The sequence below is a fragment of the uncultured Roseibium sp. genome (assembly GCF_947494555.1).
Lineage (GTDB): Bacteria > Pseudomonadota > Alphaproteobacteria > Rhizobiales > Stappiaceae > Roseibium.
Window position 1 is genome coordinate 452,386 of sequence record NZ_CANLVF010000003.1, and the last position, 21,314, is coordinate 473,699.

The following is a 21,314-nucleotide window of genomic DNA, read 5'->3' on the forward strand; positions in this document are numbered from 1 at the left end:
GATGACCGTTTCACCCGCCAATGACATGATGCTCAGGGACCCACTGCCATGAAGATCGTAGAACTCCTGGAAAACGATCCGGGCCTTAAGGCCGGCGAACGCTATGCCGGCATTCTTGGCGCTTCACCGTCAAAAGGGGCACGCTCTCCCCTTCTCTGGAATGCCGCTTTTCAGGACTTCGGGCGGCCGGAACGCATGGTTCCGATGGATGTTCTGCCGGAAAAACTCGGTCAGGTTCTTGAGACGCTCGCCGGCGATACGGATTTCATCGGCGGTGCCGTAACCATGCCCTACAAGGAAAGCATTGCTGCCTGGCTGGGCAGTCATAGACTTTCACCGCAGGCGCTGAAAATCGGCGCTGTCAATTGCCTCTATCGAAATGATGCCGGAGAGCTATGCGGCACCAATACCGATGGCGAGGCGGCCCTTGCCGATATCAAAGCGTCCATTCCGGACCTTCGGGGTGTAGACACCTTGTTGATCGGGCCGGGTGGTGCGGGCAAAGCGGTTGCCGCATTTCTGGCGGATGCCGGAGCCTCCCTGACGATCGTTTCAAGATCACCTGAAACTGCCAAAGACTTTTGCTCCGGGATCGGCGCTAAATCGGCCACCAACGCCGACATAGGCGCGTTGATACCGGCATCCTCCCTGATCGTGAATTGCACCCCGGTCGGATTTGCCAACGGGGTCGCGAGCGAAAGCCCGATAGCAGCCGCCGACCTGGACCAGGTGCGGCCCGGCAGCCTCGTCTTCGATATCATTTACGACCCGCTAAAGACGCCGTTGCTGACCATGGCCGAAAAGAACGGCCTGGAAATCAAGAACGGATTGACCATGAACCTGCTGCAGGCCGTTCTCGGGTTTTCCAAGGCGACCAGGATCGCGGATCTGGACCGCATTTCAGCGAGTATGAAAAAAGCGGCTGGATGACTGATGTCATATAGTCTGGTGTCTTTAGAGGCCGCCTGAATTCGACGCTACGGCTGCACGTTGGTTGGCGTTTGAAACTCGCAATAGATCGTTGAGTCTAGATATTTTTTCGGCCGCGCGAGATCACAGGTGACGCTGAATGGACCACCTGCCGACCCTGTGCCTGAGTCTCTAAACCCGAGGAGACTCTGGCCGTTGTGCCTGATGACAAGTGCATAGACCAGCAGCTCGTCTCCGAACATATGTACGACCTTGACAGTTTTGATCGGCCCGACCGCAAACCTGCCGCTTGAGTCCGATCTGGTGCTGATTGAACGCTGGTCTTTGGAAACTTGTGTCGCATCAACCGTAGAAAGATATGAGCGTACCAAAACCACTTCCGCGCCTTCGACAGGCACACCATTCTCAAGGACGACACCTGAGATCTTTGGTGCCAGATCATGCGGCACGGGAAACAGAACGCAGGCTGGCAAAACGCCGCAGACTGCGAACGACGCAAGCAAGCGGAACAAAAGGTTCAAAACGAAGACCGATTCTCTGGCTCAAGAACTAACGATATCGTCAGAACAGTGACGAAAAGCTTGGCCGATCTATGGCGCTCCGCTTTTTCAGACTGGATCGCTACTCCACCGGAAAATCAATTCGCGGCAGGCGGGTGCGAGAGCGGTAGAGGTGGCGTTCGGTGGGAACGTCGGAGCTGTAGAAATAAGTGTCGTCGACCTCATCCAGCGGGATGCGGCGTTGCAGGGGCGCCGTGCCGTTCTTGCTCGACAGGATAAGTCCGTTCCCGGACCATTCCTCCACACGTGCTGAATGACAAGGCATGCCGGCATACTCGCCACTGACTTCAAACCAGACCATGATGTCATGGACCTGCGGTTCGTCGACGGCGGTCCATTCCTCTTCCAGAACCGTCAGCATGGGAACGCCTGAGAACGGCGTATAGCCGTAGAGTGGGTACGTTCCGGTGGCCCAGCCATGGCAGAAATAGCGTTCCGGTAGGCGCGTAGTCGGCTTGGGAACCCAGACACGGACAGGCGTTCCCCCGTTTGTGCGGGCGTATTTGATATTGCCCCAGGCATTGGGATTGCGCTCCTGCCAGGCGCGCGGAACAATGCCATGGCAGGTGAGTGTTTCCGGCATGTCGTTGGGATCAATCGGTTGCACGTGTTGTCCTTTCAAAAAACGCAATCAACGACACCGATGCCAAAATGAACGCCTTTTCAGACATGAGATCAAGTGCAAGACGCTAACCCGAGAACGCAATCAACCCTCCTCCGCCGCTGAAATCAGCCAGTTTCGCACTCGTTCCGCATTTTCGCTGAGCGGTCGCGACTTCGACCAGACGAGATAAAACCCCATGCCCGTCCGCCAGCTCCAGTCCTGGCGGGCACTGACAAGACTGTTCTCGATCAGTGGAAAGGCGAGATGGTTCCAGCCGAACGCAAAGCCTTCGCCCGAGATGGCCGCGTTGAGGACGAGCGCATAGTCATTGAGACGCAACCCGGAGGGTGGGATCGCGACCTCACAGCCTTGCGCATCGAACCAGTCCTTCCAACTGGGGCGTTCGCGGACCGGTTCTTCGAGATGGATCAACGTGTGTTCAAGAATGTCTTCCTTGCACTTTAGGTCGCTGGCAGACATCAAGGCGGGACTGGCAATCGGATAAATCACCTCCTCAGCGATCAGCGAGGCGTTGCAGCCCGGCCAGCGTCCGTCGCCGCGACGCACTGCGAGCGTGATGCCGCCATCGTCAATATCGGGCTCCCGGTCGCTTGACTGCAGGCGCAGGTCGATATCGGGGTGAAGGTCGCGCAGGGTTCTCAGACGCGGCATCATCCAATAGGTGTTGAAGGCGGTCGAAGCACACAGGGTGACAATGGCATTTCTGGCTTCCGCCTGGACAGAACGTGTCGCTTCGAGGATCTGGTGCAGGCCCTTGGAAAGCTCGGCGTAAAACCGCGCACCGACGGGCGTCAGCTCCACCTTCTTGTGCGCCCGACGAAACAGCGGTGCGCCGAGCGCGTTTTCAAGATTTTTGACTGCGGCACTAACGGCCGGTTGCTGCACATTCAGTTCTGCCGCCGCGCGGGTGAAGGAGCCATGCCTCGCGGCAGCCTCAAAAATGAGGATGTAGCGCGGAGAACCAACGATCTTCCAAAGGTTTTGCATAATTTCAGTTTATGCAATGCGTGAATTTTTTCAATCGTCACAAGGCTTGTCCAAAGCGCTAGATTTTCGGGATCGGTCCATGGAAAGGCGACGAGATGGCAAGACGTTCACGTGCTGCACGCGGGCGGAGCGCGGAGGCAAAGCCCGGGGCACCGTTCATCCGGCGCGTGCTGCCCTATTTCGAAATTCTTGATGAAGAAAGCCTGACGGCACTCGAAACCCAGGTCGACTGGATTTTTGAAGATGTGGGCGTGGCTTTCAGAGACGATCCCGAAGCCTTGCGGATCTGGGCCGAAGCTGGAGCACGCATTGAAGGCGATCTCGTGCGCGCGGATGCGTCCTGGATCCGTTCCTTGTGTGGCAAGGCACCACGGAAGTTTATCCAGCGCGCACGCAACCCGGAAAGGTCGGTCACGATCGGTGGCGACAACCAGGTGTTTGCTCCGGTCTACGGATCGCCCTTCGTGCGCGACCTTGAAGGCGGGCGCCGCTACGGAGACCAGGCAAGCTTCGAGAAGCTGGTGAAGCTTACCTACATGCATCCCCACCTTCACCATGGCGGCTTCGTGACCTGCGAGCCCTGCGACGTGCCTGTCTCGAAACGCCATCTCGACATGCTCTTTGCTCACATGACACTGAGCGACAAGCCGCATCTTGGCGCGATCACGGAGATGAGCCGGGCCGAAGACAGCGTCGCGATGGCCGAGATTGTGTTCGGCCGGGATGTGATGGAGCAGGACTGCGTCATCATGGGCAACGTCAACACGAACTCGCCGCTTCTGGTGGACAAGGTGGCGAGCGAGGCCGTGCGCGTTTATTGCGGACGTGGCCAGGGCATCGTCGTCGTGCCGTTCATCCTGTCCGGAGCGATGGGGCCGGTTTCGACAGCCGCATCCGTCTGTCAGGCGATGGCCGAGGCGATGATGGTCTGCGCCTTTTCACAGATCGTACGGCCCGGCGCACCGTTTGTGCTCGGCAACTTCCTCAGTTCGATGAGCCTGAAGAGCGGAGCGCCAACGTTCGGAATGCCCGAACCTGTGGTGTCGAACTATGTCATCGGGCAACTTGCGCGCCGCGCAGGCCTGCCGCTGAGATGCGGCGGGTCATTGACAGCCTCGAAAATTGAAGATGCGCAGGCTGCCTATGAGAGCGCTGATTCAATGCATTCGACGATGCTTGCGGGTGCAAATTTCGTTCTGCATTCCGCCGGGTGGCTCGAAGGCGGGCTTTGCACCGGATTTGAAAAACTGATCATGGATGCGGACCGGCTGGGGTCCTACGAGAAGATCCTCTCCGGCGGGCTGGACACATCGGAAGAAGCATTTGCCCGCGACGCCTACGGCGAAGTCGGGCCCGGCGGTCATTTCCTCGGATCGGCGCACACGATGCGGAATTATCAGACAGCCTTTTACGAACCGCGTCTCTCAGACAGCGAAAATGTCGAAAGCTGGGAAGAAGGCGGATCGAAGGATATGCGCCAGCGTGCCTTCGAACGGTGGCAAGCGATGCTGGCCGATTATCAGGAGCCGCCTATGGATCCGGCGACGCGCGAGGAACTGGAGGCCTACGTGGCCCGGCGGAAGGAGGAGCTTCCAGATGCCTGGTATTAAGATCACGGCAGTGAAAACGACACCGGTCAACATTCCGCTTGAAAAGCCGATGTGGTGGACGGGCGGCCACTATCCCGGCACGTCCAAGATCGTCATCGAAGTGGAAACCGACCAGGGACTGGTCGGGCTCGGCGAAGCTCCTTCGGTAGATGTGCTTGCATCCGTGAAAGCCATGGGCGAGCGGCTGATCGGGTCCGATCCGCTGGATATTGCCGGCTGCGAAAGTCTGTGCGTTCCGCCCTGGCAGATCGTGCAGAACACGGACGACAGTTCGGTCGTGAAGGCATTCGGCGCAATCGAGATCGCGCTCTGGGACCTGCGCGGCAAGGTCACCGGAGAACCTTTATACCGGCTGCTCGGCGGCGCGGTGCGCAAGGACATTCCCTTCACCGAGTATTTCGCGTTCCGGCATGGCGGCGAAACAAGTCCGGACGAAGTTGCCGACTATTGCCTGCGCATGCGCGAAGAACACGGTGCGACCATGTTCGAGGGCAAGTTGATCCTCGGTGACCCGAAACTGGAAATCGATACCGTCAAGGCGCTGAGGGAGGCGCTCGGTCCGGACGACATGATCCGCCTGGACAGCAACATGCAATGGTCGCTCCCCAGCGCGATCCGGATATTCCGGGAGATCGAGCCTTATGACATCCGCAACTACGAAGACCCGGTTGCGACGTTCGAGGAAATGGCGGAACTTCGCAGACACTCCTCCATCCGGCTCTCCACCCATGTGCCCGACATCCGCCGCGCAGTCAGCCTCGGCGCACCGGACTATATCGTCACCAACTTTGCGGTGCTGGGCGGCATCTCCCGCACCGTGCGCTTTGTCGGGGCGTGCGAGGCGATGGGCATAGGTTTCTGGTGCTATTCGGGCGATGCGGGCATCGCGACCGCAGGCTATCTGCATATGTCGGCGGCAATGCCCTGGATTACCGAGCCGAGCCAGTCGCTGTTCCGCTGGCAGGTCGGCGATGTGATCGAAGGTGGACCGTTCCGCCAGAAGGACAACCTCATCGCCGCTCCGGAAGGTCCGGGGCTCGGCGTCACGCTCGATCGCGACGCATTGGCACATTGGCACCGGCACCTGGTCGATAACGGACCGCTCGATCATTTCCATGACCCCGCAATGCCGGGCAGCTTCAGGCGGCTGCCGCTCAATTGAGGAGACAATGATGCCCGAGATCCAGAAAGACGAGACCGGTAGCGGCAAACAACTGCCCAGCCATGCACGCGTTGTGGTGATCGGCGGCGGTGTCGTCGGCTGTTCCATCCTGTTTCACCTCGCCAAATTCGGCTGGAAGGATGTCGTCCTTCTGGAGCGCGACGAGCTGACTTCCGGGTCGTCCTGGCACGCCGCCGGACAGATCCACACGATCAGTTCCGATCCGAATATCTCACGCCTGCAGTCTTACACGATCGATCTCTACCGGGAGATCGAGGAGATCTCCGGGCACAGTGTCGGGCTGCACATCACCGGCGGTTTTTATCTGGCGTCGACGAAAGACTGGTACGGCTACCTGAAGCGGGAACGCTCGAAAGCCCGCTACATGGGCCTTTCGCAGGAGTTCATCAGCCCCCAGGAAGTTGCCGAACGCCACCCGCTGATCGACCCCAAACACTATTACGCTGCGCTTTGGGACGACCAGGACGGGGATCTCGACCCGTCTAGCGCGACCTATGCCTTTGCCAAGGCCGCCCGGCACCACGGCGCACAGTATTTCACCCATACGCCTGCAACGGCGACACGTCAGCGCGCGGACGGCTCCTGGGATGTCACGACACCCAAAGGCGTGATCAACGCCGAACACATTGTCAATTGCGGTGGCCTTTGGGCACGCGAGGTCGGGACCATGCAAGGGCTTCACTTGCCCGTGCAACCCATGGAACATCATTACCTGATCACCGAACCGATCCCGGAGATCGAAGAGCGGATGAAGCAGGGCGAGGCAGGCCGCCTTCCCGCCGGGATCGATTATGAAGCCAATATCTATTTCCGCCAGGAACGCCACGGCATGCTGCTCGGCACCTATGAGCCGAAGGGCACGCCGTGGAAAGTGGACGGCACGCCCTGGAGCTTCGGGCACGAATTGCTGCAGCCCGATATCGACCGTGTCGCCGATCGGCTCGAGATGTCCTTTGAGCGCATTCCGGCCATGGGACATGCCGGCATCAAGAATATCGTCAACGGACCATTCACCTTCGGTCCGGACGGGAACCCGATGATTGGCCCCGTTCCGGGCATGCGAAACTACTGGTGCGCCGTCGGTGTCATGGCGGGCTTCTGCCAGGGCGGCGGCGTCGGCCTGACGATGGCTGAATGGATGATCGACGGCGAGCCGTCAATCGACGTGTGGGCCATGGATGTCGCGCGTTTCGGCGATTTCGCCACGCCCGACTGGGGTACCGTCAAGTCGACGGAAAATTACGAACGCCGGTTCGTGATGACCTTCCCAAACGAAACTCTGCCCAAGGGCCGCCGCCAGAAGACCACGGCCCTTTACGACAGGCTGGTTAGCAAAGGTGCAGTGATGGGCCAGGGCTTCGGGTTGGAGCACGCGCTCTGGTTTGCGGACGGACCGGAGGATGCACACGAAGATCCGACCTTCCAGCGCAGCCGCTGTCATGACTATGTTGCCCGCGAAGTAAAGGCCGTGCGCGAGGCTGTCGGCGGCATTGAAATCGCTAACTTCGCCAAGCATGAATTCAAAGGTCCGGGCGCGCGCGCCTATCTCGACAATGTACTCGCCGGGCATGTTCCCAAACCCGGTCGCCTGACACTGACGCCAATGCTAACCGAGGCAGGCAGGCTTTACGGCGACCTGACGGTCGCCTGTCTTGAAGAAGAGCATTTCATGCTGTTCGGATCGGGTGCGATGCAGGAGGCGCACCGGCGCTGGTTTCAGCGCAACCTGCCCTCCGATATAACCTACGCCAATGTCTCTGACGACTGGCACGGTCTTGCTTTGTCCGGACCGAAATCCCGCAACTTGCTGCAGCGTCTGATGCGGGAAGACATCTCCGCGGACAGTTTCAGGTTCCGCGATCTTCGCCGGACATTTGTCGCCGGTGTTCCGGTCATCCTAAACCGCATCAGCTTTTCCGGTGAACTGGGCTACGAGGTCTACTGCCGCCCCCAGTACCTGCTTCGTCTTGCCGAAGCTGTCGAAGAAGCCGGAGCGGATTTCGGATATCGCTGGTATGGCGCGCGTGCGCTCATGTCGATGCGGCTGGAAAAAGGCTGGGGTGTCTGGACGCTCGACTACCGGCCTGATTTTAATGCGGTCGAAAGCAACATGGACATCTTCATCAACTGGAAGAAGGACTTTGTCGGCAAGAAAGCCACTGAAACCTTCCGCGCACAAGGCGTGAAGCAAAAGCTTGTCACCATGACGATCGATGTCGACGGCATTGATGTGTCCAATGACGAAGCCATCCTGAAGGACGGCGCCGCAGTCGGATATGTTTCCTCCGGCGGGTACGCGCACCACGTCAATCGTTCGATGGCAATGGGGTATGTGGCAACAGAGCACAGCACACCGGGAACGGCCCTCAAGGTTGAGATCCTGGGTGAGTTCTTCGATGCGGAAGTCCTTGGCACTCCGATCTATGATGCGAACGGGGCGAACATGCGGGCGTAGCGGTTCGACCCGAAGTGCCGTTGAGGCTTGCCGGTTCTTGCGTTGACGTTTTGTGATTGCGCAGAAAAACGCTTCAACAAGGTTTTGGCAGCGATCGCATTGCTGTAAACGGTTCAGATGCTGGATCTACCTGAACACTACAAGGTCTTCGTTGAACACTATGGCCTTATAGTGCTCTTCATAACGCTATTTCTTGAAACTCTCGGGCTGCCTCTTCCAGGCGAAACCGCGCTTATCATGACTTCCGCGCTTGCCTCAGATGGCGGTTTGAACATTGTGTCCGTTGCAGCGGCTGGCATCACAGCGGCAATGGCGGGCGACAATGTCGCTTACCTCATTGGCAGACGGTATGGACGAGGTCTGGTTTTGACATACGGCCGACGCTTCGGCGTGACTGATGAGAACTACCGGAAAGCGGAACAAGCGACGGAAAAGTATGGTGCCTACATTGTTGTCTTTGCCCGATTTTTCGTCGTGCTACGGCAACTAAACGGTCTGGTTGCCGGCTCGGCAAACATGAGTTGGCCAAGGTTTCTTCTGGCCAATCTTGTCGGCTCCACGTTGTGGGTCCTTTTCTGGACCACGCTGGTCTATCAGTTCGGGCACACCATCGCGCTTATCCCGAAAGCGCTTCACCATCTTTCCCTGATTGCGGCAATGTCTGTGCCCGTACTGTTGATCCTTTTGGTGATCTTGTATCGCCGATATGGAATCGACATTCGATCTCGTCTTCCGAGCCCGTCTTCCACGTCTGATGAGGAGAAGCGTTGACGCGCAGCCATCAGCGAGCAGTCCCTTCCGGCAACTGCTTAGCGCTTGCGTTCTTTTCCAAGCCCGTCGCAGTCGTGCATGTGCATCTTCAGACACTCACGCAATCTGATGAACGGCCAGTGTGTCTTTGGTGAAAACACGCTGGTTATGCGGTGTAACGCCAAATCTGTTCTGATAGGTGCGGATAAAATGCGATGGGGATTCGTAGCCGCAGGCAAGTGCGATTTCCGAGACAGACTGTTCGGTCTGAAGAAGAAGGTTTCTTGCCTTTGTGAGTTTCTGATTGATTGCAAATTTTTTCGGCGACATTTTCAGATGCTTCTGGAAGAGCCGCTCGAGTTGCCGCGTTGAAATTCCGATCCGCCGTGCGATTTCCGATGTCGGTATGAAGTAAGGTGCCGTTTCGTTGAGAAGCCGGATTGCCTCCGCGATATGCGGGTTCCGGATACCATAGCGGGCCTGCACCGATATCTGCTGGGTTGCGTGGGCGGGCCGGACACCCGAATAGACCATCTGGTCCGCTATCGCCATGGCAAGATCCATCCCATGGGTTTCCCCGATCAGGTGCAGCATCAGGTCCGTTGCAGCAGTTCCCCCTGACGCGGTGACAAAAGCTTCATCTGCCACGAAAACATTCCTGACCAGGTCCACATCCGGAAAATTTTCCTGAAAACTGTCGTGGAAAGCCCAATGAACAGCCGCCCGGCGATTTTCGAGCAGACCGGCCTTGGCAAGGACAAAGGCACCAGAGCAGAGAGCACCGATCCTCGTCCCGCGCGCCCGTTCCCGGCGAATGAATGACAATACTTCCGGCGACGCCCTGTCACCGACATTCAGTCCTGAAATGAGAAACAGGCTGCTTCTTGACGGAAGCGGCTCCAGTCCCTGGTCGACCAGCGTGACCGTCCTGTTTGAGCAGACGGCCCTCTCACCCGACGGTGACGCCAGTTGCCAGCGGTAAAGCTCGTTTCCGGAAAGCAGGTTGGCGATCCGGAGCGGCTCGACCGCACAGGAGAACGCAATGTGTGAAAAATCATCCAGCAGCAGAAAGGTGACGTCGGTGGTGCGGGACATGTCGCTTTTCTCCGGCCTCTGTCGCCTCATGCTCATATGGCCGGGCGACGTGTTTGTATAATTTTTGTGTTGCTATTGTATTCAACATGTATACAAGCAGGTCAACAAAAATCGAAAGGTGCGGTTCCATGCCAAATGCTCGTGGCACAGCCAAATCGGCCGCCTATGAGGATCTGAAACGCGCAATCCTGACCCTGGAGCGCGAACCCGGAAGTCCCCTTGAGGAAAGCGAACTTTGCGACCAGTACGGCCTCTCGCGAACACCCTTGCGCGAGGTGCTGCAGCAACTCTCCGGAGAAGGATATGTGACGCTGCAGCTCCACAGGGGGGCACGTGTTTCTGACATGACGCACTATACGCTCCGGGACTTTTTCCTCGCTGCACCGTTGATCTACAGCGCGGTCCTGAGGCTCGCGGTTCAAAACGCAACGCCGCGCCAGATCGAGGCCCTGAAGGAGGCGCAGGATGCGTTTCGAGCAGCGCTTGGATCGAGCGATACGACAGCGCGTGCACTTACCAACGATCAGTTCCACCGGATCACGGGGCACATGGCCGGCAACAGCTATCTGCTTGCAAGTCTCGACCGGCTCCTGATCGACCACACACGCATCGCCATGACGTTCTTTCGCCCGAAGGCCGGAGCGAACAACGACCGGCTCGAACTTGCCAGCCAGCAGCATGACGAGATGATCGCATGCATCGAAAGCGGTGATGAGGACCGGGCCTCGGAACTGGCGCTCGAACACTGGGCGCTGTCGCGTGACCAGATCGAATTGTTCGTGATGCCCGAGGGACTGGAAGCCCCGCTCGGCGCACCACCGAAGCAAAAATCCGCATGAGGTTCATATGACGCCGATAATGACGTTCGAAGGCATCTATACGCCTGTCGTCACTCCCTATGACGACGACGGGAATGTGGTCTGGGATGCTCTTGAAAAAGTGATCGACCACCTCGTCTACAGCGGGGTGCACGGACTGATTTCCGGAGGATCAACCGGCGAGAACTACACTCAGACGGTCGAGGAGCGCCTGGAACTCGCGCGCTTCACAAATGAAAAACTGTCTGGGCGGCTCCCCCTCATCATCGGCACCGGCACGATGCGAACGCCCGATTCCATCGCGCTCGCGGAAGGTGGTGCAAAACTCGGCGCGGATGCTTTGCTGGTGGCAACGCCACCTTATGCGGTACCAACGGAGCGAGAGAATGCGCTGAACGTTCTGACGATCGACCGGGCCGCGAACCTGCCGATCATGCTCTACAATTACCCGGGCCGGATGGGTGTGAACATGGGCGAGGAATTCCTCGACCGTGTGGGCCGGTCGCGCAATGTCTGCGCAATCAAGGAAAGTTCGGGCGACATCAACCGGGTCCATCTGCTGGCGCGCGACTACCCGCACATCCAGATGTCCTGCGGCATGGACGACCAGGCACTTGAATTTTTCGCCTGGGGGGCTCGCAGCTGGGTTTGCGCCGGATCGAATTTCCTGCCGCATGAACACGTCGCGCTTTATCGAGCCTGCGCCCTCGAAGGCGATTTTTCGAAGGGCCGGCGGATCATGTCGGCCATGATGCCGCTGATGCGGGTTCTGGAGCAGGGTGGGAAATTCATCCAGTGCGTCAAGCACGGGGTGGCGATGACGGGCCTTTACTCCGGTCCGCCGCGGCCACCGCTCAAGGCCCTCAACAAGGACGACAAGCGTCAGCTTGAACAGGTCATCCGGGTTCTCAAATCAACCATCGAAGACATCACGGCGGGAGCATGACCATGACGGATCTTCTGACTCGCGAGGAATACAAGGCACTCGCCGCCAAGCTCGACTTTCCGACCAGTGCCTTTATCGATGGCGGTTACCGGCCGGCACAGTCCGGCAAGACGTTTGCGACGGTCAATCCGGCGACAGCCGAAACCCTTGCCGAGATCGCGTCCTGCGGCGCGGAGGATGTCGACTTTGCCGTTCTGAAGGCACGTGAAGCATTCGAGGATGGCAGGTGGTCGAAACTGCATCCTTCAGAGCGCAAGGACATCCTTATCCGCTTTGCCAAACTGCTCACACGCAACCGGCGCGAACTTGCCGTCATGGAAAGCCTCGACAGCGGCAAGACGATTTACGATTGCGAGACGGTCGACATTCCTGAAACGATCCATTGTCTCAAATGGCATGCGGAGGCAATCGACAAGATCTATGATCAGGTTTCCCCGGCATCCGATGAACACATCGCGATGATCGTGCGCGAACCGGTTGGTGTCGTCGGCCTCGTCCTGCCGTGGAATTTCCCGCTTCTGATGCTGGCCTGGAAGATCGGACCGGCGCTTGCGGTCGGCTGTTCGGTTGTCGTGAAGCCCGCCGAAGAGACATCGCTCACCGCGTTGCGCGTTGCTGAACTGGCTTCAGAAGCCGGCATTCCGCGTGGCGTTCTGAACGTCGTTCCGGGAACGGGTCCGGATGTCGGCGAACCGCTTGGGCGTCATATGGATGTCGACATGATCTCCTTCACGGGGTCGACGGAAACCGGCCGCCGGTTCCTGCGCTATTCCGCCGACAGCAACTTGAAGGAAGTTGTCCTAGAGATGGGCGGCAAGAACCCGAGCGTCGTTCTGAAAGATGCAGAGAACCTGGATCGGATTGCCGCGCATATCGTCAACGGCGCATTTTGGAACATGGGCGAAAATTGCTCCGCCAGCTCACGTCTGATTGTCGAGGAAGAAATCAAGGAGCCGCTTCTGGAGCGGATCTACGCCCACGCCCGCGAATGGACAATGGGCGACCCGCTCGATCCGGAACACAGGGTTGGTGCGCTGGTTTCGGCGGAGCATTACGGTAAGGTCTGTTCCTATCTGGAAACCGGTGCGAAGGTCTTGATGGGCGGCAAGGCGCACGACGGTGCGTTCGTGGAGCCCACCATCCTGGAAGCGCCCGCCAATTCCAGTGTTGCGCGGGAAGAAATTTTCGGTCCCGTCCTAAATGTGCTCACCGTCAAGGGGTTCGATGATGCCATCGAACTTGCGAACTCCACGGAGTACGGGCTGGCGGCCTCGATCTTCACAGCCAATGCAAAACGTGCCTTGCGCGGTGCCAGGGCCATTCGCGCGGGGACTGTTACGGTCAATTGCTTCGGTGAAGGCGACATCGCAACACCGTTCGGCGGATTCAAACAGTCCGGTTTCGGTGGGCGCGACAACAGCCTTGCGGCCCATGATCAGTACACGCAGATTAAGACAATATGGCTCGACCTTTCCGACGACGGGGATGAGGCCGTGGGATGATAGGCGAGCGGTCCGCCAAGACGCTGCCGAACCTTCAGGGTCCGGCAGCATGGAACCGGATACTGGCGGACCGGCCGGAGGCAATGCCCCTGAGCGAAGCGACGAGCGCCGACATCGTCGTCATCGGAGCGGGATTTGCAGGGCTTTCGGCGGCAAGGCGATTGAACCAAATCGACAGCGGTCTGAATATTGTCGTTTTGGATGCGTGCGGGATCGCGGAAAGTTCCGCCGGCCGCAACTCAGGTTTCATGATCGATCTACCCCATGAACTGAACTCAGATGACTACGCGGGTACCGGAGACGATCAGGCGATCACCTCGCTCAACAGAAAGGCGATCTCCTTCGCAGGCGAAGCTGTCGAAGACTATGGCATCGACAAGAATTTCTTCGACAGCGCCGGCAAGATCAATGGCGCGGCCAGCTCCAAGGCTGTTGAACACAACGAAAGTTATGCCAGACACCTACAGAATCTCGGTGAAGCCTATGAAATGCTGGACGCACAGCAAATGGCGGATCTGACCGGCAGCCGTCACTACCTGTCAGGACTCTACACACCAGGAACCGTTATGCTCCAGCCGGCCGGTTACATTCGCGGCCTGGCCAATGGTTTGCGGCGCAAAGGCGTCCGGATATTCGACAAGAGCCCGGTGCAGCGCTACGCGCGCGAGGGATCCACCTGGAAAGTCGTCACACCGGCGGGATCCGTTGTGACGCAAAAAATCATCCTGACGGTCAACGGGCACCTGGAAAGCTTCGGGTTCGAACGCGGCCGCCTGATGCAGCTCTTCCTGTTTGCGGTCATGACGCCGGAACTCGACAAGGATGCCCTGTCGCGACTGGGAGGCGCACCGCGGTGGGGAATAACCCCATCGGACCCCATGGGCACAACCATGCGCCGGATCGACACTGCCCAAGGCGGCAACCGGATCGTGACCAGAACCTGCGCCGTTCTAAAGCCGAACATGCAGCTGCATGCCAAAAGCCTGGAACGCGCAGCCTGTGTGATGCAGCGCAAATTCGACGAGCGTTTTCCGCAATTGGCTGGCCTCAATATGGAGTTTCGTTGGGCCGGACATCTCTGTCTCAGCCTTAACTCGGTTGCGGTGATGCGGGAACTGGATGAGGGCGTCTATTCGGGCTGCGTTCAAAACGGGCTCGGCACGGCGCGCGGAACATTGACAGGCATAGGTGCAGCCGAACTTGCGTGTCGCGTATCGAGCGAAATCACCTGTCATTTCAGCGCTGAAGCGCCTCCCAGGAAACTACCACCCCAGCCTTTTCGCGAGATTGGCGCCAACATGGTGCTGCGCTGGAAAGAATGGCGCGCTGCCGCGGAATAGGCAAAGGCTGTTTGGAGGAAGGTGCTGGGCAGACAAGTACCTGCCCCTTTCGTCATCTCCTGTTTCAATTGCTTGCCCGCAAACAAGACTTCTCAAACTCTCATTATCCAACGACCTCATCCTGAGGAGGGCTGAAAGACCGTCTCGAAGGATGCGAGGCACACTTAGAACTTGGGAGCACGTGGCCCATTCTTCGAGACAACGCACGCGCTTCCTCAGGCTTAGTAGGACAAGTCTGTCGCGCGAACGTTCTTCTAGCGGCAAGGCGCGCGCTAAACCGCATCAATAGACCCAGCCGAAAACGTATCCCGCCAGAACCGACCCGGTCACAGCCAGGGCCAGATACAACAGGAAAGGCTTCAGTTTCAGCACAGGGAAAATCGCCAGGGCGCCCCAAATGCTGACGACGCCACCAGAAACCAGAAAGGCCATCGCGGCACCGGGCGCCATACCGTTGTCGACCAGAGCGCGCGTGAGCGGCAATGCGGCGTAGCCGTCGATATAGGCCGGCGCGCCAACAAAAACAGCAGCCGGTATCGCCCACCATTTGTCTTCCCCGACATAGTGCGCAAGCGCGCCAGGCGTCAGGGCGGCATTGAGTGCGTATTCGGCAAAAAAGGCCGGGAGCAGGCAGATCAGGATCAACCGCGTCGTGGCGCTTGCCTGACGGACAAAGGCCTGACGGCGGTCCGCTTGCTGCCAGACACGTGGTTCGAACGAGGTCGCACCGCAGCATGATTTTGCGGTCAAATCCGCTGCAAGACCACCTGTGCGCAGAACAGATTGCTGCGTTTGGCTACTTGTCAGCAAGGCCGTGACCGTGCCCCCAAAAATGCCCAGTCCAAAAGCCGCGACCGTCTTGCCGATCGCGAAGGCAAATCCGAGCGTCGCGGCGGTTGTCGCAAGCATCGCCGGGTCGGTGACCGGTGAAGACAGCCAGAACGCCATTACGGGCGCAAGAGGAACGCCGGCGGCCAAAAGGCCCACCATCAGCGGCAGAACCGTCACACCGCAAACCGGGGTGAGTGCGCCAATCAATGACGCCGCCAGGACCGTGTATGCCACCCGGCCTTCGAAAGCCTGCTTGATGATCCTGTCTGCACCACTCGACATGATCCAGGCGGTCAGCAAGATGCCAGGAACGACAAGCGGCGACACAGTGACCAGCCCGGCCACCGAAAACCAAAGACCATCGAAAACAAAAGCAGGCCATACAAGGACCGGAGCGAGGATCAATGCGGCGACGGCTGCCAATCGCAACGCCTGCCCACGGTTCCAGTTCACTGTCATTTCCCGAACGTTCATTGGTGGCTCCACTGTTGACGACAGCACCATACGGGTGTTTCTTACATTAGAAAAACGAATATCTTGAATATCAGACATTGGGAAAATCGATGGAAAATCTTGACAGCGATCTCCTGCGCACATTTCTCGCTGTCGCTGATACCGGCAGCATTACCGAAGGCGGGCAAAGGATCGGCCGCTCGCAGTCGGCGATAAGCCTGCAGGTCGGAAGACTGGAGCACATTGTCGGTCAATCGGTGTTTCGACGAACGGGGCGCGGCGTTTCGCTGACCGATGCGGGAAAACAATTGCTGCCTGTTGCCAGGGATGTGACGGCGCGGCTCGATGCGACGCTGCGCGACCTGACCTCAACCTCCTTGCGCGGAACGCTGCGGCTTGGAATACCCGACGATCACGGCAGGGCAAAGCTGACGCAGATTATCGGACGATTTGTCCAGGCCCATCCTGAGGTTCGTCTTGAGGTCACGTGTTCGCTGAGCCCGGATTTTCCGGAAATGCTCGCCAGGGACAAGCTGGATCTTGCCGTTTACGAGGTTGAAAACCCGACCGCGACCGAAGAGGTCATTTTCGAGGATGCGACCCACTGGGTCGTGTCGAAACACAGAAATATCGAGACCCTGGACCCGCTTCCGGTCGCTTTGTTCGACCGCGCCTGCTGGTGGCGCGATGCCGCAATTGCTTCGCTAACGGCGAGCAAGAAGCCGTTCCGGGTCATTTATTCAAGTCAGAGCGTATCCGGGGTGAAGGCCGCTGTTGAAGCAGGGGTTGCGATAGGTCTTCTTGGACGCACTTCGATCGATGCCCAGATGACTGTTCTTGGCGAAGACCGGGGGTTCAAACGCACACCGGTGTCCAACCTTGTTCTCGGAGCGAACAACGCGCACGACCAGGATCTCCTGAACTCCATGAAGTCCGCTATCAGAGATGCGTTTCGCTACGCATAGACTGAACCGCTCTGCGTGAATCTAAACCGCTAGGGCAAGCTCAACCGCGTCATGCGGCCACCATCGACGATATAGGTCTGACCCGTGATGAAGCCGCTTTCGGCTGCCGCCAGGAATGCGACGAGTGCCGCCACTTCCTCCGGCTGTCCCGTTCGGCCGACAGGATGAAGCGCACCGACATCGCGGCGGAAGGCTTCGGGATCCGGCATGGCATTGATGAAATCGAGATTGAGATCAGTGTCGATCCAGCCGGGGGCAACCGCATTGCACCTTATTCCATCAGCACCGTGATCGACTGCAACAGCACGCGTCAACCCGTGCAGACCGGCCTTCGAAGCCGAATAGGCAGCATGATTGCCATTACAGCCGATGCCCTCGATCGATCCGATGTTCACGATTACACCACGCGTCTTGCGCAGATGAGGCAGTGCATGCTTGATCAGCAGAAAGGGCGCCGTCAGATTGACGTTCAGCGTGCGCTGCCAGTCCGACAGATCCATGTCTTCGACCGAAGCTTCCTGCATGACACCGGCATTGTTTACGAGAATATCCAGAGTGCCAGCACGCGCTACGACCTCATGCACGACACCCTGTGGCGCGTCAGGGTCGTTGAGGTCTGCCGGCACATTTTCGAAATCCGGATCCTCACCCCGCTGGGTGGTGAACACCCGGGCGCCTTCAGCCTTCAGGCGTCCGGCAACGGCCTTGCCAATGCCGCTGCGCCCGCCCGTTACAAGTGCGACCTTTTCCGCGAACCGGTTCATGAGACGGGTTTACCGCCGTTGACCTCGACCAGCGCGCCGCACATGTAGCGCGCGGCATCGGAGGCCAGGAACAGAACGACGTCTGCAATCTCTTCCGGTTGCGCGACATGGCCCAGAGGCACTGTCTTCCCCAGCTCCGCTATAGCCGACTGAGGATCAAATCCGCGCTTTTCAAATCCAGTGCGCAGCATCGGAGTATCGACTTCGTTCGGGCACACCGCATTGATCCGAATGCCCTGGTGGGCATGATCGCGACCCATGCATTGCGTCAGAGACGCAATCGCCGCCTTGGTCGTGCAATAGATCGCATGGTTCGGCCCGGGATGAATCCCCCAGCAGGACGCCACGTTGACGATCACGCCGCCGCCAGCATCCTCCATGATCGGAATTGCCGCACGGCAGATGCGGAAAGGTGCTTCCACATTGACACCGACTGACAACGCCCAGTCACTGTCGCTGGTTTCAGTCACAGGTCCTCGCGAAATCACGCCGGCGTTGTTGACGATGATGTCGAGACCACCAAGTGCTTCGACCGCAGCTTGTGCGAGACCATCTGCGTAGCTGCGCTCCAACAAATCTCCGGGTAGATCGACATCCGCGTCCAGTCCATCGCAATTCATGTCTGCAACGGCCACCTTTGCGCCTTCTTCGCGCAGCAGCCGTGTGATGACCTGTCCGATACCACCGGCGGCGCCGGTTACGAGCACTCTCTTTTCTGCAAAACGCAACTCTTGCCTCCCAATCAGAATGACGCGATCGGCGCACCGAAAAGACGTTCGTCCGGCATAATGCCAAGACCCGGGCGTCGCGGCAGGCGGATATGGCCGTCTTGGATCCGAACGCCACCGTCTTCAACGTATGGCGTTTCGATCATCGGTTCGGCAAGCCAGACCCCCTCCAGTAGTGCAGGTTTCACCGTTGCCGCAAGGTGCGTACAGGCGGCTGCTATGATATCGCCGCCCCAGGCGTCGTCGCATGTGTGCGGCAGATTGAGAGCCTCGCAAATGTCGCGGAACGCAGCCATTTGCTGGAGACCGCCGATCCGGGTCACCTTCATGCCGAATCCATCGACGAGGCCACTGCCTGCCGCACGAATGACGGTCGCCAGATCGACACCGCTTTCGTCCATGTAAATGGCGTGCTGAACCTGAGGCCGGATCTTTGCCAAATCCTCGATCCGATTGCAGGGTTGCTCCATGACAAAGGGAATGTCAGGGCATTCCCGGCTGACGCGCAAGGCGTCGCGCGTCGTCCAGCCACGGTTGCCGTCAACGGCGAGGCGCATACCGGAACCAGATACCCGCTCCCAGACCTTGCGGATTGTCTCAATGTCGAGCTCTACCGGGCGTCCGCCGACCTTGATCTGGAGGCGCGGATAACCTTCGTTGCACTTGTCAGCCGCCAGCCTTGCGATTTCGTCCGGAGCGCCGACACCGGTCGCATAATAGGACGGCAGATTTTCGTTGGCGACGCCGCCAAGCAAATCGGCCACCCGCACGCCATAGTGCTTGCCGAGCAGATCGTAACCGGCAATGTCGATAGCCGCCTTGGCGTAGTTGTGCCCGTTCAGCTCGCCGTGCATTGTCCTGGCAATCGTGAGCGGCAGGACATCTGTTCCTACCAGAGATGGCGCCATTTGCAGCAGAGCGGCCTGCGCACCACGCGCGTGTGCTTCAGCATAGGTGGGACCGACCGGACAGGTCTCGCCCCATCCGACAAGGCCGTTGTCGGCGATCAGCTTGACCAGCGTCGTTTCCAAGGCCCAGACCTCGGCATTGGCCATGGTATAGGGCCCGTTCTTCACGGGAAGGTCGTGGCGGAAAATCTCGACCGATTTGATCTTCATTTAAGCTTCCGACTAGCAAGCCTGAAGGGACGCGCAGCCCCTTCCCCGGTACGTATCAATAGTCCTGATTGAGGGCATCTTCCGCCGGAATTTCACGTTCACGGCGGGCGATATAGTCGAGCAGCGCTTCGTTTTTCGCTTCGTCCAACTTGGGTTCCTGATACTCGGACAACAGCTTGCGAGCCTGTTTCAGGGCGCGCTCGGTGATTTCCACCTCTCCTTCCGCTTTCCATTGCTCAATGGAATTGTTGTCGAACATGTCCGGCATGAAGAAGGCCCGCTGGAAATTCTCCTGTGTATGGGGGTGCCCGAGATAGTGACCGCCCGGCCCGACGTCGCGTACGGCCGCAAGCGCTTCGTCGAAATCATCCCAGCGAGGCCCTTCGGCCATGCGGTACACCATTGCGGTTTGTTCAGCGTCGACGATGAACTTGGCAACCGAGCAATGCATGCCCGCTTCGTTCCATCCGGCCGTGTGCCAGATGTAGTTGGCACCTGCATGAATGACGGCGCTCAGCGTGGCCGCGCTTTCATAACCTGCCTGCGCGTCGAAGGTCTTGGCACCACCAAGCGACCCTGACGTCCGCCAAGGCACGTCATAGTGCCTGGCCAGCTGACCAATCAAAAAATTCATCAGGCTGATTTCCGGCGTTCCGGCCATCGGAGCACCGGATTTCATTGAAACCGTGGACAGGTAGTGCCCGTAGATCGCAGGTGCTCCTTTGCGGATCACCTGCGTATAGGCCAGCGCGCTCAGCGCTTCCGCGTTGAGCTGGGCGACCGCCGGCACGACCGACGCAGGCGTGTTGGCACCGCCGAGGACAAAAGGAGAGCACAATACCGGCTGGTTTCTTTTTGAGAACGCACGCATGGCACCAAGCATTGTCTCGTCCCAGACAAGCGGTGAGTTGCCGTTGCAGTTTCCCGTCGTGACAGGGTGGTCTTCCAGGTAGTCCTCGCCGAACAGGATCGCGCACATATCCATGACGTCTTCCGCATTCTTCGGGCTGGTCGTCATGCCCATGAATGTCTTGTCGGAGTGTTTCATCGACGAATAGGTGATGCGCAGGTGTCGGTGGCTGATGGGGTGGTCGTAGGGCTCCACAATGTGGTGTGCACTGGAATGGATGGCCGGAAGCATGTGGCTCAGTTTGTGAAACATGGCCAGGTCGTCCAGCGTCGGATTGCGCCTCTCGTCGTCGAGATCCCTGAGGAACGGCGCTCCCGTCATGGGAACGAACATGGAGCGGTTTCCACCAAGGGGAATGTTCTTGGACGGGTCCCGGGCGTGATACGTGAAACTGGACGGGATCGTGCTGATCAGTTCACGAACATGCCCGCGGTCCAGATAGACACGCTCGCCATCGACCTTCGCCCCGGCCTTCTTCCAGTCGTCCAGCGCGATCGGGTCTCGAAAGACGATACCGACCTCTTCGAGGATCGACATGGACGCATCGTCAAGTTTTCGGATCTGGTCGCCGTCCAGCGGCTCGCAAAGCGGAAGGTTACGCGTGAGCCCGGGAAGCATGGCGTGGTCTGGCGCGGTCCGAATGGCTCTGCGGCCGGCACGGCCGCCGCTGCGACTGCGAGCTGCAACACTCATCAATGTCTCCGAATTCTGGTCTGTTATGCCATTAGAGTGCGCTTTCGCGTG

At 58.8% G+C, this 21,314-nt stretch carries 18 protein-coding genes; 10 read left to right on the plus strand and 8 right to left on the minus strand.

The window, feature by feature from the left end; translation table 11 throughout:
• Positions 1-48: 48 nt before the first annotated feature.
• A complete protein-coding gene (locus Q0915_RS16810; protein WP_299475884.1) occupies positions 49-930 on the plus strand; it encodes a shikimate dehydrogenase in 882 nt (293 codons plus the stop codon).
• Positions 931-1,551: 621 nt separating this feature from the next.
• Here the strand turns inward: Q0915_RS16810 and Q0915_RS16815 are convergent.
• Together Q0915_RS16815 and Q0915_RS16820 are read right to left on the minus strand one after the other, a co-directional pair.
• Positions 1,552-2,097, minus strand: a complete 546-nt coding sequence (locus Q0915_RS16815) for a hypothetical protein (protein WP_299475886.1) — start codon at positions 2,095-2,097, stop codon at positions 1,552-1,554.
• A 99-nt stretch (positions 2,098-2,196) separates the two neighbouring features.
• Positions 2,197-3,102 carry a LysR substrate-binding domain-containing protein gene (locus Q0915_RS16820; protein WP_299475889.1) on the minus strand — a complete coding sequence of 302 codons (906 nt, stop codon included), beginning with the start codon at positions 3,100-3,102 and terminating at the stop codon, positions 2,197-2,199.
• A 95-nt stretch (positions 3,103-3,197) separates the two neighbouring features.
• On the opposite strand from Q0915_RS16820, the gene Q0915_RS16825 reads away from it, so the two are divergent.
• From Q0915_RS16825 to Q0915_RS16840, 4 genes are all read left to right on the plus strand, one after another.
• Positions 3,198-4,712, plus strand: coding sequence for a trimethylamine methyltransferase family protein (locus Q0915_RS16825; RefSeq protein ID WP_299475892.1), 1,515 nt, complete (start codon positions 3,198-3,200; stop codon positions 4,710-4,712).
• Complete coding sequence (locus tag Q0915_RS16830; protein WP_299475894.1) at positions 4,699-5,874, plus strand: mandelate racemase/muconate lactonizing enzyme family protein; 1,176 nt, start codon at positions 4,699-4,701, stop codon at positions 5,872-5,874. Before Q0915_RS16825 ends, Q0915_RS16830 begins: the two co-directional genes overlap by 14 nt.
• Before the next feature lie 10 nt (positions 5,875-5,884).
• Positions 5,885-8,350, plus strand: a complete 2,466-nt coding sequence (locus Q0915_RS16835; protein ID WP_299475897.1) for an FAD-dependent oxidoreductase — start codon at positions 5,885-5,887, stop codon at positions 8,348-8,350.
• A 117-nt stretch (positions 8,351-8,467) separates the two neighbouring features.
• Positions 8,468-9,121: a DedA family protein gene (locus Q0915_RS16840; protein ID WP_299475899.1), complete on the plus strand. Its 654-nt coding sequence runs from the start codon at positions 8,468-8,470 to the stop codon at positions 9,119-9,121.
• Positions 9,122-9,217: 96 nt separating this feature from the next.
• Here Q0915_RS16840 and Q0915_RS16845 read toward each other — a convergent pair whose 3' ends face one another.
• A complete protein-coding gene (locus Q0915_RS16845; RefSeq protein ID WP_299475901.1) occupies positions 9,218-10,195 on the minus strand; it encodes a GlxA family transcriptional regulator in 978 nt (325 codons plus the stop codon).
• A gap of 128 nt (positions 10,196-10,323) precedes the next feature.
• Here Q0915_RS16845 and Q0915_RS16850 point away from each other — a divergent pair, with 128 nt between their 5' ends.
• From Q0915_RS16850 to Q0915_RS16865, 4 genes are read left to right on the plus strand one after another with little or no spacing between them, the layout of a single operon-like run.
• Complete coding sequence (locus tag Q0915_RS16850; protein ID WP_299475904.1) at positions 10,324-11,034, plus strand: GntR family transcriptional regulator; 711 nt, start codon at positions 10,324-10,326, stop codon at positions 11,032-11,034.
• 19 nt (positions 11,035-11,053) lie between these two features.
• Positions 11,054-11,959: a dihydrodipicolinate synthase family protein gene (locus Q0915_RS16855; protein ID WP_299477059.1), complete on the plus strand. Its 906-nt coding sequence runs from the start codon at positions 11,054-11,056 to the stop codon at positions 11,957-11,959.
• Between the two features lie 2 nt (positions 11,960-11,961).
• Positions 11,962-13,461 carry an aldehyde dehydrogenase gene (locus Q0915_RS16860; RefSeq protein ID WP_299475905.1) on the plus strand — a complete coding sequence of 500 codons (1,500 nt, stop codon included), beginning with the start codon at positions 11,962-11,964 and terminating at the stop codon, positions 13,459-13,461.
• Positions 13,458-14,801 carry an FAD-binding oxidoreductase gene (locus Q0915_RS16865; RefSeq protein WP_299475907.1) on the plus strand — a complete coding sequence of 448 codons (1,344 nt, stop codon included), beginning with the start codon at positions 13,458-13,460 and terminating at the stop codon, positions 14,799-14,801. The genes Q0915_RS16860 and Q0915_RS16865 overlap by 4 nt, the downstream gene beginning before the upstream one ends.
• A 282-nt stretch (positions 14,802-15,083) precedes the next feature.
• Here Q0915_RS16865 and Q0915_RS16870 read toward each other — a convergent pair whose 3' ends face one another.
• The gene (locus tag Q0915_RS16870) at positions 15,084-16,106 is read right to left on the minus strand and encodes a permease (RefSeq protein WP_299475910.1); all 1,023 of its coding nucleotides are present in this window, start codon (positions 16,104-16,106) and stop codon (positions 15,084-15,086) included.
• Between the two features lie 89 nt (positions 16,107-16,195).
• Here Q0915_RS16870 and Q0915_RS16875 point away from each other — a divergent pair, with 89 nt between their 5' ends.
• Positions 16,196-17,050: a LysR substrate-binding domain-containing protein gene (locus tag Q0915_RS16875; RefSeq protein WP_299475912.1), complete on the plus strand. Its 855-nt coding sequence runs from the start codon at positions 16,196-16,198 to the stop codon at positions 17,048-17,050.
• 29 nt (positions 17,051-17,079) lie between these two features.
• Here the strand turns inward: Q0915_RS16875 and Q0915_RS16880 are convergent, their stop codons facing one another.
• Genes Q0915_RS16880 through Q0915_RS16895 form a run of 4 tightly spaced genes read right to left on the minus strand, consistent with a single transcriptional unit; the run spans position 17,080 to position 21,263 of the window.
• A complete protein-coding gene (locus Q0915_RS16880) occupies positions 17,080-17,814 on the minus strand; it encodes an SDR family oxidoreductase (protein ID WP_299475915.1) in 735 nt (244 codons plus the stop codon).
• Positions 17,811-18,542, minus strand: a complete 732-nt coding sequence (locus Q0915_RS16885; protein WP_299475918.1) for an SDR family oxidoreductase — start codon at positions 18,540-18,542, stop codon at positions 17,811-17,813. Before Q0915_RS16885 ends, Q0915_RS16880 begins: the two co-directional genes overlap by 4 nt.
• A gap of 14 nt (positions 18,543-18,556) precedes the next feature.
• Entirely contained in the window at positions 18,557-19,660 is a 1,104-nt protein-coding gene (locus Q0915_RS16890; protein WP_299475920.1) for a mandelate racemase/muconate lactonizing enzyme family protein, read from the minus strand.
• 55 nt (positions 19,661-19,715) lie between these two features.
• On the minus strand, positions 19,716-21,263 hold the full coding sequence (locus Q0915_RS16895; RefSeq protein ID WP_299475922.1) for a trimethylamine methyltransferase family protein: 1,548 nt from the start codon (positions 21,261-21,263) through the stop codon (positions 19,716-19,718).
• Positions 21,264-21,314: the final 51 nt, after the last annotated feature.